The organism is Haemophilus sp. CCUG 60358, assembly GCF_001679485.1.
Lineage (GTDB): Bacteria > Pseudomonadota > Gammaproteobacteria > Enterobacterales > Pasteurellaceae > Haemophilus_D.
This window is the reverse complement of record NZ_LZOZ01000007.1, coordinates 1-16460: the sequence shown is the minus strand read 5'-3', so window position 1 is coordinate 16460 and position 16460 is coordinate 1. Positions and strand designations below refer to the sequence as shown.

General features: G+C 39.2%; 17 protein-coding genes, 2 pseudogenes and 1 riboswitch. Of the genes and pseudogenes, 12 read left to right on the top strand and 7 right to left on the bottom strand.

What is annotated here, in order from left to right; all coding sequences use genetic code 11:
- Positions 1 to 7: 7 nt before the first annotated feature.
- From A9500_RS02325 to A9500_RS02315, 3 genes are all read right to left on the bottom strand, one after another.
- Positions 8 to 592: an aminodeoxychorismate/anthranilate synthase component II gene (locus A9500_RS02325; RefSeq protein ID WP_065243751.1), complete on the bottom strand. Its 585-nt coding sequence runs from the start codon at positions 590 to 592 to the stop codon at positions 8 to 10.
- 12 nt (positions 593 to 604) lie between these two features.
- A complete protein-coding gene (trpE, locus tag A9500_RS02320; RefSeq protein ID WP_065243750.1) occupies positions 605 to 2155 on the bottom strand; it encodes an anthranilate synthase component I in 1551 nt (516 codons plus the stop codon).
- 202 nt (positions 2156 to 2357) lie between these two features.
- Positions 2358 to 2939: an FMN-dependent NADH-azoreductase gene (locus A9500_RS02315; RefSeq protein WP_065243749.1), complete on the bottom strand. Its 582-nt coding sequence runs from the start codon at positions 2937 to 2939 to the stop codon at positions 2358 to 2360.
- A gap of 260 nt (positions 2940 to 3199) precedes the next feature.
- Between A9500_RS02315 and thrS the strand changes: the two genes are divergently transcribed.
- From thrS to rplT, 5 genes are all read left to right on the top strand, one after another.
- Entirely contained in the window at positions 3200 to 5131 is a 1932-nt protein-coding gene (gene thrS, locus A9500_RS02310) for a threonine--tRNA ligase (RefSeq protein WP_049373418.1), read from the top strand.
- A 127-nt stretch (positions 5132 to 5258) separates the two neighbouring features.
- Positions 5259 to 6077 (top strand): D-hexose-6-phosphate mutarotase, encoded by an 819-nt coding sequence (locus tag A9500_RS02305; RefSeq protein WP_065243748.1) that lies wholly within the window; start codon positions 5259 to 5261, stop codon positions 6075 to 6077.
- Between the two features lie 145 nt (positions 6078 to 6222).
- On the top strand, positions 6223 to 6765 hold the full coding sequence (gene infC, locus A9500_RS02300) for a translation initiation factor IF-3 (protein ID WP_080351268.1): 543 nt from the start codon (positions 6223 to 6225) through the stop codon (positions 6763 to 6765).
- A 198-nt stretch (positions 6766 to 6963) separates the two neighbouring features.
- Positions 6964 to 7161: a 50S ribosomal protein L35 gene (rpmI, locus tag A9500_RS02295; RefSeq protein ID WP_005596065.1), complete on the top strand. Its 198-nt coding sequence runs from the start codon at positions 6964 to 6966 to the stop codon at positions 7159 to 7161.
- A 66-nt stretch (positions 7162 to 7227) separates the two neighbouring features.
- Positions 7228 to 7581, top strand: a complete 354-nt coding sequence (rplT, locus tag A9500_RS02290) for a 50S ribosomal protein L20 (protein ID WP_005596075.1) — start codon at positions 7228 to 7230, stop codon at positions 7579 to 7581.
- 245 nt (positions 7582 to 7826) lie between these two features.
- On the opposite strand, the gene dxs is transcribed toward rplT, so the two are convergent.
- The 3 genes from dxs to xseB all read right to left on the bottom strand — a co-directional run bounded on the left by dxs (position 7827) and on the right by xseB (position 10889).
- Positions 7827 to 9680, bottom strand: coding sequence for a 1-deoxy-D-xylulose-5-phosphate synthase (gene dxs, locus A9500_RS02285; protein WP_065243747.1), 1854 nt, complete (start codon positions 9678 to 9680; stop codon positions 7827 to 7829).
- A 69-nt stretch (positions 9681 to 9749) separates the two neighbouring features.
- Positions 9750 to 10643, bottom strand: a complete 894-nt coding sequence (gene ispA, locus A9500_RS02280; RefSeq protein ID WP_065243746.1) for a (2E,6E)-farnesyl diphosphate synthase — start codon at positions 10641 to 10643, stop codon at positions 9750 to 9752.
- 3 nt (positions 10644 to 10646) lie between these two features.
- Complete coding sequence (gene xseB, locus A9500_RS02275) at positions 10647 to 10889, bottom strand: exodeoxyribonuclease VII small subunit (RefSeq protein WP_065243745.1); 243 nt, start codon at positions 10887 to 10889, stop codon at positions 10647 to 10649.
- A gap of 167 nt (positions 10890 to 11056) precedes the next feature.
- Here xseB and thiI point away from each other — a divergent pair, with 167 nt between their 5' ends.
- On the top strand, positions 11057 to 12508 hold the full coding sequence (gene thiI, locus A9500_RS02270) for a tRNA uracil 4-sulfurtransferase ThiI (RefSeq protein ID WP_065243744.1): 1452 nt from the start codon (positions 11057 to 11059) through the stop codon (positions 12506 to 12508).
- Between the two features lie 34 nt (positions 12509 to 12542).
- Here the strand turns inward: thiI and yvcK are convergent, their stop codons facing one another.
- Positions 12543 to 13487 (bottom strand): uridine diphosphate-N-acetylglucosamine-binding protein YvcK, encoded by a 945-nt coding sequence (yvcK, locus tag A9500_RS02265; RefSeq protein WP_065243743.1) that lies wholly within the window; start codon positions 13485 to 13487, stop codon positions 12543 to 12545.
- A gap of 157 nt (positions 13488 to 13644) precedes the next feature.
- Positions 13645 to 13786, top strand: a riboswitch (molybdenum cofactor riboswitch).
- Between yvcK and moaA the strand changes: the two genes are divergently transcribed.
- The 6 genes and pseudogenes from moaA to A9500_RS10975 form a co-directional block, all read left to right on the top strand.
- A complete protein-coding gene (gene moaA / locus A9500_RS02260) occupies positions 13775 to 14788 on the top strand; it encodes a GTP 3',8-cyclase MoaA (RefSeq protein ID WP_049355725.1) in 1014 nt (337 codons plus the stop codon). It overlaps the preceding riboswitch by 12 nt.
- Positions 14789 to 14873: 85 nt before the next feature.
- On the top strand, positions 14874 to 15356 hold the full coding sequence (moaC, locus tag A9500_RS02255; RefSeq protein ID WP_065243781.1) for a cyclic pyranopterin monophosphate synthase MoaC: 483 nt from the start codon (positions 14874 to 14876) through the stop codon (positions 15354 to 15356).
- A gap of 1 nt (position 15357) precedes the next feature.
- Positions 15358 to 15603: a molybdopterin synthase sulfur carrier subunit gene (gene moaD, locus A9500_RS02250; RefSeq protein WP_065243742.1), complete on the top strand. Its 246-nt coding sequence runs from the start codon at positions 15358 to 15360 to the stop codon at positions 15601 to 15603.
- Complete coding sequence (gene moaE / locus A9500_RS02245) at positions 15604 to 16056, top strand: molybdopterin synthase catalytic subunit MoaE (RefSeq protein WP_065243741.1); 453 nt, start codon at positions 15604 to 15606, stop codon at positions 16054 to 16056.
- Between the two features lie 77 nt (positions 16057 to 16133).
- Positions 16134 to 16262, top strand: a pseudogene (locus A9500_RS10980) (transposase); the annotation flags it as partial.
- Positions 16257 to 16460, top strand: a pseudogene (locus tag A9500_RS10975) (IS3 family transposase); the annotation flags it as partial. The pseudogenes A9500_RS10980 and A9500_RS10975, both read left to right, overlap by 6 nt.

Genomic DNA, 16460 nt, shown 5'->3' with positions numbered 1-16460 from the left:
TTCTTCCTTAATCTCTGTTTAATAACCATTCCACAGATTGTTGTAATAATTTCGAACCTTGCACAGTAAGGATGCTTTCTGGATGGAATTGGAAAGCACAGATTGGCAAGGTTTTATGACGAATTGCCATCACGATACCATTGTAATCGGCATTGACAATAAATTCGTCAGGCAGATTTTTACCCATTAAAGAGTGATAACGTGCCACAGGCATTGGGTTGGCAATATCTTTGAACATGGCTTGGTTATCGTGTTGAATGCGCGATACTTTACCATGTAATACTTCGCCTGCATGTACAACCTCTCCACCAAAGGCTTGAATAAGCGCTTGATGGCCTAAGCAAATCCCAATAATTGGCACATCATTTTTTAAACGTTCAATGAGCGGGAGCAAGATCCCAGCTTCTGCCGGAGTACCAGGCCCTGGTGAGAGCGCAAGAATCGTATTCGGTGTATTTAATGCCTCTTGTACCACTTGTTCTAAATTGGTGTCATTACGATAAATTTTTACGTTATGCCCAAGCACACGGAATTGATCCACTAAGTTATAAGTGAATGAATCGAAATTATCTAAAAAGAGAATATTAGCCATAATTTATCGTCCTTATTTTGCTTGGGTATTAATTTGTTTGATAGCTTTAAGCACTGCAGCTGCTTTATGGCGAGTTTCATCCGCTTCCATTTGTGGATCTGAATCCAATACTTCGCCACAGCCGGCTTGAATATGGGCAATGCCATTTTGTACAAAAGCAGAACGAATCACGATACAGGTATCAAAACGACCATCAGATGTAAGATAGCCGACCGCACCACCGTAGCTGTGGCGTTTTTGCTGTTCAAATTGATAGATTAACTGCATCGCTTTAATTTTAGGCGCACCAGTTAAAGTGCCCATATTCATACAAGCTTGATAAGCGTGTAAGGCATCAAGTTCAGGACGAAGTTTACCTACCACGCGAGAAACCAAATGCATGATGTGCGAATAGCGATCCACTTGCATTAATTCGGCGACTTTACGTGTACCGCTTTGGCACACGCGAGCAATGTCATTACGGGCTAAATCTACCAACATTAAATGTTCAGCTTGTTCTTTATGATCAAGACGCAATTCTAATTCCAAACGTGCATCTAATTCTGGGTCAATATTACCATGGGCATCAAACCCACGTGGACGAGAACCTGCAATTGGATAAATTTCTAATTGGCGATTGTCCGGCGCATATTTCAACGCACTTTCTGGTGATGCACCGAATAAAATGAAATCCTCATCGTTCATGTAGAACATGTAAGGACTTGGATTGTTAAGTTTTAATTGTGCGTAGCTCGCAAGGGTATTCGGGCAAGCTAATGAAAAACGGCGAGATGGTACAATTTGGAACACATCACCAATATTAATATGATGTTTTAATGCTTTTACAATGCCGATAAATTCAGGATCTTCAAAGTTGGTACTGACCTCATCACTTGCCGCTTTAATGGAAAGTACGCCATCAATATTTCTTAATTTTTGTGCAATAGAAAGTGCCGTTTTTGCGACTTCCACTTGTTCTTCTTGGCTAAAGCAAAAGCTTTTTAAGGTGGCTTGTTGGCTTTGGTGATCGATGGTGATTAAGTTTTCCGCAAGATAGAAACTGTAGTCCGGGCAGTGAATACCATCATCTTTTAATTCAACACCTTGCATTGGAATAAAATTTGCCACCAAATCATAAGCAAATAAACCACCTAAAAAGACTGGCGTACTGCTATGTTGATAATGGTTAGAAATGACACGAAGTCCATCAAAAATTGTGGCAGCTTGTAATTTACTGTCTTCATCTAATTGATTATCGAGCGGCGCAAATTGTACAGAAAATTCATTGTCAAAATTGACCGTACTTACAGTACCGAGTTGGCTTAACACTGGATGAATTTCTTTTAACATTTGTTTACCGTTCGCATTTAGTGCTCTAAATGTCACTTGATTGCCTAAGCAAGTAATTTTAACGGCCGCATTAATTAGAATAAGACTTTGTAAGCTATTTTTGTTACCAATTTCTGCAGAGTCGAGGAGAAGAGAATTTGAGTTCTGTTGGCAAAGCGTATTAAAAATAGCGGTGGTGTCGGCATGATAGGGAACCGGTTGAGAGGTCACCGCAATAAAAGGGGTATTTTTCATAGTCAATCCTGTATTCTGAACTTTTGCACTATTAAACTAGTACATGGTGCATAAGTCAAGAAAATAATCAAAAAATTGGCGTGATTTTACAATATTTTTTTAATTTTTAACCAAAGATATTAAAAATAGAGGAAGTTGATTAGAAAAAAGCCATTTAGAGGTATATCTCAAAATGGCTTAATAGAAGAAGTAGATTCAGTGATTAGAGAGAAGCAACGATCTCATCAATTTTATTTCTTGCTGAACGTTGTGCGTTTTCAATCGCTTCAGCACCTAATCCGATACCTTTTGCATAAGCAAACTGAACATCGGTAATGCCAACAAAACCTAAAATCGCTTTTAAATAATTTGTCACATTGTTGTTTTCATCATACATACCACCAAAGCTCGCTAATACAATCGCTTTTTTACCTTGAAGTAAACCTTCAGGACCATTTGCGGTGTATTGGAAAGTCACACGAGGGCGAGCGATAAAATCAAAGTAAGATTTAAGTTGTGTTGGGATGCCTAAGTTATACATTGGCGCACCAATTACGATAATATCTGCTGCTTTTAATTCAGCCACTAACTCATCAGATAAAGCTAAAAGTGCATTTTCTTCTGCTGTTTTAGGTTCGCCACGTACTGCTGTTGCAGCTGTTGCATCAAAATGGGGAAGGGGTTGCGCTGCTAAATCACGCACCACAATGTTGTGTTCTTTTAATTTTTCAATGGTATAATCGGCTAATTTATTACTTTGAGAGTGATCTGCAAGGATGCTTGATTTCAATACTAATACGTTCATAGAGTTTCCTTTAATTGGTGTTTGTCAAAAGTGCGGTCATTTTATCGGAAATTTTGAATAGATAAAGTAGCTATCAGGAAAATCATTGTTTACTCATTGGAAAGAATTCAGCGAGATATTAACAAGTGTGGTGGAAAGTGCTAAAATTCTCCGCCGCACTTGGTTTGCTCGATAGTGGGAGTGAATGAAAGTGCGGTTTGTTTTTAATCATTATTTGCATGTTGCCTTTCGTATGGGCGACCACTGTATAAGGAAAAATTATGCCTATTATTACTTTGCCGGACGGTTCTAAACGTGAATTTGATCGTCCAGTTTCTGTGTTAGAAGTGGCTCAAGATATCGGAGCCGGTCTTGCCAAAGCAACCATCGCTGGCCGTGTAAACGGCGAACGTCGTGATGCCTGTGACATCATCAATGAAGATGCTAACCTTGAAATTATTACAGCAAAAGATGAAGACGGTTTAGAAATTATTCGTCACTCTTGCGCACACTTGCTCGGTCACGCAATCAAACAATTATTCCCAGATGTCAAAATGGCAATCGGTCCAACGATTGAAAATGGCTTCTATTATGACGTGGATTTAGACCGTTCTTTAACGCAAGAAGACATTGATGCTATCGAAAAACGTATGCTTGAATTGGCGAAAACCAATTATGACGTCATCAAAACTCCGGTAAGCTGGCAAGAAGCAAGAGATACTTTTGAAAAACGCGGTGAGCCATACAAAATGGCTATCTTAGATGAAAATATCGAACGTACCGCAACGCCTGCGCTTTATCATCACGAAGAATACATTGATATGTGTCGTGGACCACATGTGCCAAATATGCGTTTCTGCCAACACTTCAAATTAATGAAAGTTGCAGGTGCGTACTGGCGTGGTGATAGCAAAAATAAAATGTTACAACGTATCTACGGTACGGCTTGGGCAGATAAAAAACAATTAGCGGAATACTTAACTCGCTTAGAAGAAGCGGCAAAACGTGACCACCGTAAAATCGGTAAAGCGTTAGATTTATATCATATGCAAGAAGAAGCACCGGGTATGGTGTTCTGGCATAACGATGGTTGGACAATTTTCCGTGAATTGGAAACCTTCGTACGTACTAAATTAAAAGAATACGATTATCAAGAAGTGAAAGGTCCGTTCATGATGGACCGTGTGTTATGGGAAAAAACAGGTCACTGGCAAAACTACGGCGATTTGATGTTTACTACACAATCAGAAAACCGTGAATATGCGATTAAACCAATGAACTGCCCAGGACACGTCCAAATCTTCAATCAAGGTTTGAAATCTTACCGTGATTTACCAATCCGTATGGCGGAATTTGGTTCTTGTCACCGTAACGAACCATCGGGTTCTTTACACGGTTTAATGCGTGTACGTGGCTTCACTCAAGATGATGCACACATTTTCTGTACTGAAGACCAAATTGAAAGTGAAGTAACCAGCTGTATCAAAATGGTTTACGACATTTACAGCACGTTCGGTTTCCAAAATATTCAGGTAAAATTATCTACTCGTCCTGAAAAACGTATCGGTGCAGATGATATGTGGGATCGTGCAGAAGCAGGTCTTGCAGCAGCATTAGCACATAACGGTCTTGAATATGAAATTCAAGAAGGTGAAGGCGCATTCTACGGTCCGAAAATTGAGTTTGCATTACGTGACTGCTTAGATCGTGAATGGCAATGCGGTACTATCCAATTAGACTTCGCATTACCAGGTCGTCTAAATGCGTCTTATGTGGCAGAAGATAACGATCGTCGCACACCCGTTATGATTCACCGTGCGATTTTAGGTTCGATTGAGCGTTTCATCGGTATCATTACTGAAGAATATGCGGGTTTCTTCCCTGCATGGTTAGCACCGGTCCAAGCGATTGTGATGAATATTACGGATAGTCAAGCTGATTACGTGCAAAAAGTGGTGAAACAACTATCTGATGCGGGATTACGAGTTAAAGCTGATTTACGTAATGAAAAAGTTGGCTTCAAGATCCGCGAACATACCTTACGTCGCGTGCCTTATATGCTTGTTTGCGGTGATAAAGAAATCGCAGAAGGCAAAGTGGCTGTACGTACCCGTAAAGGTGCTGATTTAGGTACTTTCACGATTGAAGAATTTGCTGAAATCTTAAAATCCCAAGTAAGACAACGTGAGTTGAAATTATTGGGTGAAGAGTAATTAATTCTTTAAAATCTTAATTAAAAATGACCGCACTTTGATGTGCGGTTTTTTTATATTCACGGTATAAAAATAAACTCAAGTCTCTCTTTCTTCTATATAATAGACTTATCACAAGGAGACGAATATGACAGCTCAAATTCAACAATTAACACCAGAATTAACGTTAGAACATATCAATGAAATTCCTGTTTTAATCTTAAATCACTCCGTAGGTTCAGCTCGAATTGCATTACAAGGGGCGCAGCTATTAAATTGGCAACCTAAAGGGGAAGAGCAGGAGATTTTTTGGTTAAGTGAGATTGAACCTTTCACACAAGGTGTGGCAATTCGCGGCGGTGTGCCGATTTGTTACCCTTGGTTTGGAGGCCTTAAACAACCTTCACACGGTACAGCGCGTTTACGTTTGTGGCAATTAAGTGATTATGATCTCCAAGCTAATAAAGTGCGGTTAGAATTTTCGCTCTTTTCTGAATATGGTGTGATTGAAGCCAAAATGAAAATGGAATTTACCGATAAATGCACAATGACTTTAACGCATTTAGGGCAAGAACCAGCTCAAGCGGCATTACACAGTTATTTTAATATTGGTGATATTTCACAAATTGAAGTCCAAAATTTACCAAGTCGTTGCTATGACTCATTACAAGGTAAACATACAGACGTTCCTTCAACACGCAGAATAGAACAAGGTGTGGATTGTATTTATACATTAGAGGAAGATAAAACATTCTTAGTGGATAATGCATTTAATCGACATATTCAAATTACACACCATCATGCAGATTCAATTGTGCTATGGAATCCTTGGGAAAAAACACCAAGTGCGATGCAACCAGAAGGGTATAGAACAATGGTATGTATTGAAACCGCAAGATTAGAAAAATTGCTTCAATTTGGAGAGAGTATTTCAGCTGAAATAAGTGCTTTAACCACTGATATTTAAAGGAATAGAAATCCTTGTTGCATAAACGTGGCAAATGCTATAAAATTTTGCCCGTTTTTTGTTTGTTTTTATAGCAAATGATTGAAGAAATCTTCTGTTTTAAATGCAGTGGGTTTTATCTTAAATAAATAGAAGGAATAACATTATCAAAACCGTAAAAAAAGCTCCGGCAGCTAACCGCCCGAATCGCATTAACGATGAAATTCGAGTAAAAGAAGTTCGTTTGATTGACCAAGATGGTGAACAAGCGGGGATTGTATCAATTCAACAGGCCTTAGATATGGCAGAACAAGCAGCGCTTGATTTAGTTGAGATCAGTCCGAATGCCGAACCACCGGTTTGTCGTATTATGAACTACGGCAAGTTCCTCTATGAAAAGAGTAAAACTGCAAAAGAACAGAAGAAAAAGCAAAAAGTTGTACAAGTGAAGGAAATTAAATTCCGTCCAGGTACTGATGAAGGTGACTACCAAGTTAAATTACGTAGCTTAATCCGTTTCTTAGAAGATGGCGATAAAGCGAAAATTACTGTACGTTTCCGTGGTCGTGAAATGGCTCACCAAGATATCGGTTTAGACGTGTTAGAACGCGTTAAAAATGATTTGGCTGACATTTCAGTAGTGGAATCTGCACCGGGTAAATTAGAAGGTCGCCAAGCAGTAATGGTGTTAGCACCTAAGAAAAAATAATTTTTTATTTAGATTTGATCTAGATAATCGAATTTTCACTTCGGTGAGAATACAACTGCACATTGGGCAAACTACGCAGCCTAATTGCTTTTGGAGAAGGGCAATTCAATTTGCCATATTGGAATAATTAGTGCCTACAAGTAATCTTCGGATTCGCCTAATTATGTGTTTAACTTAAAATGCGGAGTTATTTTAACAATGCCTAAAATTAAAACAGTACGTGGTGCTGCTAAGCGTTTCAAAAAAACAGCTTCTGGCGGTTTCAAACGTAAACAATCTCACTTACGTCATATTTTGACTAAAAAGACAACTAAACGTAAACGTCATTTACGTCATAAATCAATGGTTGCGAAAGCAGACCAAGTTTTAGTAGTAGCTTGCTTACCATATGCATAAGCCGTTATTTAAGCAAAACGTACGATTAGTTAAATTAGTTAAAAATATTACATAGGAGATTAAATAATGGCTCGTGTAAAACGTGGTGTTATTGCAAGAGCACGCCATAAGAAAGTTCTTAAGGCTGCTAAAGGTTATTATGGTGCACGTTCACGCGTGTATCGCGTTGCTTTCCAAGCGGTGATCAAAGCTGGTCAATACGCATATCGTGACCGTCGTCAACGTAAACGTCAATTCCGTCAATTATGGATTGCACGTATCAACGCTGCGGCTCGTCAAAATGGTTTATCTTACAGCAAATTCATCAACGGCTTGAAAAAAGCGTCTGTTGAAATCGACCGTAAGATCCTTGCTGATATCGCTGTATTCGACAAAGTGGCGTTCGCTGCATTAGTTGAGAAAGCAAAATCTGCACTTTAATTTTTTAAAGTTTAGATTCAAAAAATTAGGACGCTGAAAAGCGTCCTTTTTTATTACCTTCCAAAAAGAAAAAACCGCTACTCAAAACTTGAATAGCGGGGAGGTCTTAATTTATAAGAAACTTCAAAAAGATAACTGCAATATGCAGTGCACTAGCAATGTATCAGACTGTGTGTTTTTGAAATAGTTCGATATTTTTGAAAAAATATTTAAAAAATATCAAAATTAAACCAAAATGAACGAATTTAGCCCTTTATAAAGGCAATAATTTGCTCTTCAATCCCTTTTTCATCTAATTTAATTTCAGCAAGCGCTTCTTGTTGTGTGCCTTGCGGAATAAAGATATCAGGTAAACCTAGTTGTAAAAGTGCGGTTGTTTTTCTATGAGAATTTAGCACTTCTGAAACAGCAGAACCTGCACCACCTTGAATTGCATTTTCTTCTAATGTCACAATGACATCATGGGTATTTGCCACTTCTAGAATACGAGCTTCATCAATTGGTTTCACAAAGCGCATATCGACAACAGTCGCATTGAGTTTTTCTGCCACAGATAAAGCAGCTGGTAAGAGTGTACCAAAATTCAGAATAGCGATTTTTTCACCCTCACGAACCATTTTTGAACGACCAATTTCTAATTCAGCAAGTGGGGTTAATTCTACGCCGATTGCATTTCCACGCGGATAACGTACCGCAGCCGGTTTACCACATTTATAACCCGTATAAAGCATTTGGCGGCATTCATTTTCATCACTTGGTGTCATAATGATTATATTCGGAATGCAGCGCATAAAGCTTAAATCAAACGCACCTTGGTGAGTCTGACCATCAGCACCTACGATACCTGCACGATCGATGGCAAAGAGAACAGGTAAGTTTTGAATAGCAACATCGTGAATAAGCTGATCATAAGCACGCTGTAAGAAGGTAGAATAAATTGCCACAACAGGTTTATAACCGCCAATTGCAAGACCGGCTGCAAAGGTAACAGCATGTTGCTCAGCGATGGCAACATCAAAATATTGTTGTGGGAATCGTTCTGAAAACTCTACCATGCCAGAACCTTCACGCATTGCAGGTGTAATACCGACTAATTTATCGTCTTGTTCCGCCATTTCACATAACCAATCACCAAAGATTTTTGAATAAGTTGGTTTGGTATTTGATTTAGGAAGTTGGCCGCTTGTTGGGTCAAATTTTGGTACGCCATGGAAACCGATCGGGTCTTTTTCTGCAGGCTCGTAACCTTTTCCTTTTTTAGTTTTGATGTGTAAGAATTGCGGCCCTTTGAGATCGCGCATATTGCTTAAGGTGGCAATTAATTCATCAATATTATGCCCGTCAATTGGCCCGATATAGTTAAAACCGAGCTCTTCAAAAAGCGTACTTTCTGGCGAGAACATCACACCTTTCATGTGCTCTTCGGTTTTCTTCATAAAGTTTTTAACAGTTGGCACTTTATCTAGAATTTTCTTACTGCCATCACGAACCGTTGAATATAATGAACCAGAGAAAATGCGAGCAAGGTGATTATTCAATGCCCCCACATTTTCAGAAATGGACATTTCATTGTCATTTAAAATAACCAACATATCAGTATGTAAAGAACCTGCATGGTTTAAGGCTTCAAATGCCATCCCTGCAGTGATTGCACCATCACCAATCACACAAACGGTTTTACGACCCGCATTTTCACGTTCTGCCGCCACTGCAATCCCTAGTCCTGCACTGATTGAAGTAGAAGAGTGACCAACACTTAATACATCAAACTCACTTTCTTCACGCCAAGGGAAAGGATGAATGCCGCCTTTTTGGCGAATGGTGGACATTTGATCACGACGTCCCGTCAAAATTTTGTGTGGGTAAGCTTGATGGCCCACATCCCAAATTAATTGATCAAAAGGGGTTTTGTAAATGTAGTGTAGTGCAACCGTCAATTCAACGGTACCAAGGCCAGATGCTAAATGGCCGCTGGTTTGACTAACGGATTCCAACAGATAACTCCGTAACTCCTGACAAAGTTGCGGAAGCTGATCTTTGTTCAAAAGACGCAAATCTTCCGGCGAATTAATTAAGGATAAAAGAGGGTAGTTGTTCATATATTCGTTAGTCCTAAAATGTGAAAAAAGTGACCGCACTTTGAGAAATCAAGATAAGTGCTGTCACCATTAACTTTTACGATTGACAATAAATTCAGCTAATGCACGCAATGCAGTGGTATCAAAAGGCAAATTGTCTAATTCATGTAAGGCGGTTTGATAGAGTTCTTGTGCTTTTTGTTTCGCGCCCTCTAACCCTAACAGCTTTGGATAAGTGCTTTTATCTAAACCTAAATCAGACCCCACCGGTTTACCGATTTCAGCACTGTCACCTTCAATATCTAAAATGTCATCTTGTACTTGGAAAGCTAAACCAATAGCTTGTGAATAACGTTCTAGTTGTTGCTCTAATTCTTTGTTTTGAAAGTGAGGAGAGCAGATAAAACCCAGTTTTAATGCAGCTGTTAGCAACGCGCCCGTTTTGTTGCGATGAATAAGCTCTAATTCGTCTAAATTAACTTGTTTATGCTCAGAAATTAAATCTAAACTTTGCCCTAAACACATGCCTTGTACGCCAGATGCTTGAGCTAAGACTTTCACTAATTGCAATTTTTGTTCTGCAGAAAGAGAAGGGGCTTCAGGGAGAATTTCAAAGGCAAAAGTTTGTAACGCATCGCCAGCTAAAATGGCCGTGGCTTCATCAAAAGCGATATGACAAGTTGGTTGACCACGACGAAGTTCATCGTTGTCCATGGCAGGCAAATCATCATGGATTAAAGAATAAGCATGAATAGCTTCAATGGCTGCTGCCGCGTAATCTAAAGCTGTTGTTTCTGCACCCAGCATTTTACCCGTTGCATAGACAAGGAAAGGGCGAACGCGTTTGCCGCCTAGTAATAAGCCATATTTCATGGCATCACGCAAAGGGGCATTATAAGAGTCAATTTCTTCAAATTGATTGGCTAAAAACTGATTAATGCAATCTTGAACTTGTTTGAGTTCAGTGCCGAATTGATAACTCATGGATTACTCGTCCCCTTGATAATTACTTAATGGGGCGGTTTCGCTTTTTTGTAACAAAATTTGAATACGTTGTTCTGCTTGTTGCAAGCGCTCTTGACCAAGTTGAGCCAATTTAATGCCGTTCTCAAATTCTTTCAGCGCATCTTCCAATGGTAATTCACCGCTTTCAAGTTTTGCCACAATAGTTTCTAACTGTGCAAGTGTTGTTTCAAAATCAGGTTCAGCATTTGCTGGTTTACGCGCCATTAAATTATCCTTTTCAGATGAATAAATTGCTCCGTATTGTACTTGATTTTTATAGGGATGTTAAAAACTTATTTCAAAGTGCGGTCAGTTTTTCGTGAGAATTTGAACTTTGTGGGATCTGGAATTTAGCGTACAATACGGCCATTTTTTATTATTCACAGATTATTATGAAATTTATCGTTAAACTTTTTCCTGAAATTATGATTAAAAGCGAAACTGTGCGTAAGCGTTTCGCGAAAATTTTGACCTCTAATATCCGCAATATTTTACAGAAATATGATGAAGAAACAGCGGTTGTTCGTCATTGGGATTACATCGAAGTGCGCTCAAAAAATGAAGCCAATCGTGAAGAGTTAATTGCGCTTTTACAACGCATTCCAGGTATTCATCATTTTTTAGAAGTGGAAGAAAAACCGTTTACCGATTTACATCATATCTTTGAATTGACCTTAGCAGATGTCGCTGAACAACTTGAAAACAAAACCTTTTGTGTACGTGTAAAACGCAAAGGGAAACATGATTTCAGTTCCATTGAAGCAGAACGTTACATCGGTGGTGGTTTAAATCAGCATATTGAAAGTGCAAAAGTACGCTTAAAAAATCCTGATGTGACGGTGCGTATTGATATTGAATATGACAAAATGATGCTGGTGAGAGCTCGTCATGTTGGTCTTGGCGGTTATCCAATTGGGACACAAGAAGATGTGCTTTCATTGATTTCAGGTGGCTTTGACTCAGGCGTATCCAGTTATATGCTTATTCGCCGTGGTTCACGTGTGCATTATTGTTTCTTCAATTTGGGCGGCGCAGCCCATGAAATTGGCGTGAAACAAATGGCTTACCATATTTGGAATCGCTATAGCTCATCCCATAAAGTCCGTTTTATTGCCATTCCTTTTGAAGGCGTAGTGGGCGAGATTTTAGAGAAAGTCGATAACGGCCAAATGGGCGTCGTGTTAAAACGAATGATGGTGCGAGCTGCAAGTAAAGTTGCACAACGTTTTGATATTCAAGCCATTGTTACCGGCGAAGCACTCGGACAAGTTTCAAGCCAAACCTTAACCAATTTGCGTTTAATTGATGAAGCTGCAGATGCATTAGTATTACGTCCACTTATTACTCATGATAAAGAACAAATTATCGCAATGGCGAAAGAGATCGGTACCGATGATATTGCTAAATCAATGCCGGAATTCTGTGGAGTGATTTCTAAAAATCCAACGATTAAAGCGGTACGTGAAAAAATTCTTGAAGAAGAAAATCACTTTGATTTTGGCGTGTTGGAAAGTGCGGTTGAAAATGCACAATATTTAGATATTCGCCAAATTGCAGAAGAAACGGAGAAAGAAGTGGTAGAAGTGGATACCATTTCAGTACTTGGTGAAAACGATATTATTTTAGATATTCGCAGCCCTGAAGAGACAGATGAAAATCCATTTGAATCAGACGAGCATCAAGTAATGCAATTGCCGTTTTATAAATTATCTTCACAATTCGGTTCATTAGATCAAAGTAAAAACTATGTGCTTTACTGTGAACGAGGCGTGATGAGTAAACTGCAAGCGCTTTATTTAAAAGAAAATGGTTTCACGAATGTGAGAGTTTTCGGGAAAAAATAAGCAAAAAATGACCGCACTTTAACGTGCGGTTTTTTTATTCGTAATCTAATTCACCCACTAATTCATCGATAGCTTTGGCAAGTAATGTCCGATCATGACGATAGCTAATATCATCTGCATTCAAGCGTTTAGCTAAGATTTTAACGGAAGAAATGGTAGACAAATCGACTGCACTTTGTTCACGATAAGGGGTTATAGCACCATCAATAACGGATTCGCCGACGATTTCATTAATTTTCTGAATACGATCAGCCAGTGAAAGCTGAGAGGCCGCGCCAATTTCTACCCCTAAATTATCAATAAAAATCACTTTCGCTTTGCTATTACGCAGGGCAGTCGCTAATTCAGGTAATAATAATGGTGGCATAATGCTCGTCATGAAACTTCCTGGACCAAGTAAAATGACTTCCGCTTGCTCTAATGCTTGGATGGCTTCTTGTGCGGCTTTAACCATGGGCACTAAGAAAAGTGATTGAGGTAATTCCGTTAAATTATCAATGCTCACTTCACCGACAATACTGGAGCCTGAACCTAAACTCGCGGCAAGATGAACAGGTTCTTCTGACATGGGAATAATGTGAGATTTTACTTTGAGTAATTCACGAATTAAGTTAATGGCTTCAATAGGGCGAATATGCATATCTTCTAAGGCTTTGAGCATTAAATTGCCTAAATTATGCCCAGAAAGTTCACCTTCACCAGTAAAGCGGTATTCAAATAATGCAGATGCCGTGCTTGGCTCAATGATGATTTGGTTTAAGCAATTACGTAGATCGCCCCACGCGATACCACCTTGTTCTTGGCGAATTCGGCCAGTTGAACCGCCGTTATCTGTGGTGGTGACAATACCGGTTAAACTCTCTTTCATAAAACTCAGCGCCGATAATACACGCCCTAATCCATGACCACCACCAATGGCAACAATATGTTTGATTTCGTCTAAATTTTCATGACGGCTGTGACGAGATAAATCAGACATTTTTCTTCCTTTTTTACCTATAAATAATTATAAAAAATAATGTTATATATTTTTTTATATAAGTTAATTCTGTTATTTTTATCAATATAGTCGGGTTATTCTACCAAATTATTGCTATTAACCGCTTGCTTTTATTACAATACCAACACAATTTATTTTTAACGCATAACTCCGAGCTTGTTTAGCCTAAGTTTCACAAGAAATACGGTGGCAAGCCAATAACGCGGTACGTTATTCAGGGATACGCTGGAAACGGTTTATCCTCTCCATGTTTAGAAAGGTGTAAAATGCAATCCATTCCTATCAAGAACGTAGGAGAGTCTCGCTTAGTCGATCCTTTCCAACGCCAATATTACTATCTACGACTGTCGATTACCGATCAGTGTAATTTTCGTTGTACCTATTGTTTACCTGATGGTTATCAACCCGAAGCTAACAAACCAAGTTTCTTAACTTTAAAAGAAATTACCCATCTTGCTCAAGCGTTTGCTGAAATGGGCACAGAGAAAATCCGTTTAACGGGGGGCGAACCGACTTTACGCAAAGATTTTATTTCTATTGCTGAAAGCATTGCTAATATTGATGGAATCCGTCAATTAGCCGTCACGACAAATGGCTATCGTATGGCAAAAGATGTGGCTGATTGGAAGAAGGCAGGGATTACGTCTATTAACGTCAGTGTTGATAGCTTAGATCCTAAAATGTTCCATCAAATTACAGGTATCAATAAGTTTGATGACGTGATGCGTGGTATCGATCGTGCATTTGAAGTGGGCTACAACAAAGTTAAAGTCAATTCAGTTTTGATGAAAAATTTGAATGACAAAGAGTTTGAGCAATTCCTTGTTTGGGTGAAAGATCGCCCAATTCAAATGCGCTTTATCGAACTCATGCAAACGGGCGAAATGGATAGTTTCTTTGATAAATTCCATCTTTCAGGACAAGTATTAGCGGATAAATTGCTGCAAAACGGTTGGCAATTACAACACAAATCCCATACTGATGGTCCTGCTAAAGTATTCACACATCCTGATTATGCAGGCGAAATTGGCTTAATTATGCCTTATGAGAAGAATTTCTGTGCAAGCTGTAATCGTCTCAGAGTATCAGCGAAGGGCAAACTTCATCTCTGTTTATTCGGCGAAGAAGGCATTGAATTACGTGATTTATTGCAATCCCATGAACAGCAAGATATTTTGCAAGCACGTATTTTTTCTGCATTGCAAGGCAAACGTGAACATCATTATTTGCATATCGGTGATAGTGGCGTAAGAAATCATTTAGCTTCTATCGGTGGCTAAAAGAGAATAGGTGACTTTTACTGTTCACTTATTTTGCTTTCATCACACATGTAAAACATTCAATATTTTAACCGCACTTTATATTATGACTACATTTACGCATATCAATTCTCAAGGCGAAGCCAATATGGTGGATATTTCTGCAAAGGCAGAGACCGTTCGTGAAGCTCGTGCTGAAGCCATCGTTACTATGTCAAAAGAAACCCTTGCTATGATCGTGGAAGGCAAACATCACAAAGGCGATGTATTTGCTACAGCACGTATTGCAGGGATTCAAGCAGCAAAACGTACTTGGGAACTTATCCCGCTTTGCCATCCATTGTTACTTTCTAAAGTAGAAGTGAATTTAGAACCGTTACCTGAAACAAACCAAGTTCGTATTCAATCTCTTTGCAAATTAACCGGAAAAACCGGCGTAGAAATGGAAGCATTAACGGCAGCAAGCGTAGCAGCCTTAACCATTTACGATATGTGTAAAGCCGTACAAAAAGACATGGTAATTGAGCACGTTCGCCTGTTAGAAAAGAGCGGTGGAAAATCTGGTCATTTTATTGCGGAGGAAAAATAAGATGCTAAATATTTTATTTTTTGCTCAAACTCGTGAATTAATTGGCGTCGATTCTATTCAGCTTGAAGGCGATTTTGCAACAGCGGAAGCGGTGCGTGAACATCTTGCTCAAAAAGGTGATAGATGGGCGTTAGCGTTAGAAAAAGGGAAACTTTTAGTCGCTATCAATCAAACTTTGATGCCATTAGAAAGTGCGGTCAAAAATGGGGATGAAATTGCGTTTTTCCCACCGGTAACAGGAGGCTAAATGACGGATATTCAAATTTCACTACAAGAACAGCCTTTCGATCAAAATGCCGTTTACCAATGGCTTTCTGAGCAACATTCAGTTGGCGCAACGGTTATTTTCGTGGGTAAAGTTCGCGATCTTAATTTAGGTGATGAAGTGTCCAGCTTATACTTAGAACATTATCCCGCCATGACAGAAAAAGCCTTACGTGAAATTGTAGAACAGGCGAAAGCCCGTTGGGATATCCGGCGAGTGTCTGTGATTCATCGTGTGGGAATTTTACATACTGGAGATGAAATTGTTTTAGTTGGAATTAGTTCAGCTCACCGAGGTGATGCCTACCACGCTAATGAATTTATTATGGACTTTTTAAAATCCAAAGCTCCGTTCTGGAAAAAAGAACAAACTAATCAAGGCGAACGTTGGATTGAAGCAAGAGAGAGCGATAAAGAAGCGTTAGAGAAGTGGTAATAAAAAAAGTGCGGTCAAATTGATCTGCACCCCAAAAGTTGGACTAAACAACCAACAATTGAGGTGCAGATTTTTTTATGGGTAAACACTACACAACAGAATTTAAATTACAGGTTCTTCAACCTATCCTAAAAGGGAAAATGAGCATTAGAGAGGCCGCTCGTTTTTACAATATCCCCTCTGACACATTAGTTGGAACCTGGTTGAAACGCTTTGAAAAAAGTGGCATAAAAGGACTTATTCCTTATAAACCATCAGGACGACCGCCAATGAAACCTAAATATGCCAGAATGCCTCCTCCACCTAAAACAGAAGAAGACCGCTTACGTCTGAGAATTTTACAGCTTGAAGCGGAGGTCGCTTACCTAAAGGAGTTGAGAAAGCTCAGACTTCAGGAGGAAGCC

Bases quoted from the DNA above. Each gene is read 5' to 3' on its own strand.
- thiI (WP_065243744.1), top strand. From the start codon at position 11,057: ATGAAATTTATCGTTAAACTTTTTCCTGAAATTATGATTAAAAGCGAA.
- dxs (WP_065243747.1), bottom strand. From the start codon at position 9,680: ATGAACAACTACCCTCTTTTATCCTTAATTAATTCGCCGGAAGATTTG.
- thrS (WP_049373418.1), top strand. From the start codon at position 3,200: ATGCCTATTATTACTTTGCCGGACGGTTCTAAACGTGAATTTGATCGT.
- moaA (WP_049355725.1), top strand. From the start codon at position 13,775: ATGCAATCCATTCCTATCAAGAACGTAGGAGAGTCTCGCTTAGTCGAT.
- moaC (WP_065243781.1), top strand. From the start codon at position 14,874: ATGACTACATTTACGCATATCAATTCTCAAGGCGAAGCCAATATGGTG.
- ispA (WP_065243746.1), bottom strand. From the start codon at position 10,643: ATGAGTTATCAATTCGGCACTGAACTCAAACAAGTTCAAGATTGCATT.
- moaE (WP_065243741.1), top strand. From the start codon at position 15,604: ATGACGGATATTCAAATTTCACTACAAGAACAGCCTTTCGATCAAAAT.
- yvcK (WP_065243743.1), bottom strand. From the start codon at position 13,487: ATGTCTGATTTATCTCGTCACAGCCGTCATGAAAATTTAGACGAAATC.
- A9500_RS02315 (WP_065243749.1), bottom strand. From the start codon at position 2,939: ATGAACGTATTAGTATTGAAATCAAGCATCCTTGCAGATCACTCTCAA.
- moaD (WP_065243742.1), top strand. From the start codon at position 15,358: ATGCTAAATATTTTATTTTTTGCTCAAACTCGTGAATTAATTGGCGTC.
- xseB (WP_065243745.1), bottom strand. From the start codon at position 10,889: ATGGCGCGTAAACCAGCAAATGCTGAACCTGATTTTGAAACAACACTT.
- A9500_RS02305 (WP_065243748.1), top strand. From the start codon at position 5,259: ATGACAGCTCAAATTCAACAATTAACACCAGAATTAACGTTAGAACAT.
- trpE (WP_065243750.1), bottom strand. From the start codon at position 2,155: ATGAAAAATACCCCTTTTATTGCGGTGACCTCTCAACCGGTTCCCTAT.
- rpmI (WP_005596065.1), top strand. From the start codon at position 6,964: ATGCCTAAAATTAAAACAGTACGTGGTGCTGCTAAGCGTTTCAAAAAA.
- A9500_RS02325 (WP_065243751.1), bottom strand. From the start codon at position 592: ATGGCTAATATTCTCTTTTTAGATAATTTCGATTCATTCACTTATAAC.
- rplT (WP_005596075.1), top strand. From the start codon at position 7,228: ATGGCTCGTGTAAAACGTGGTGTTATTGCAAGAGCACGCCATAAGAAA.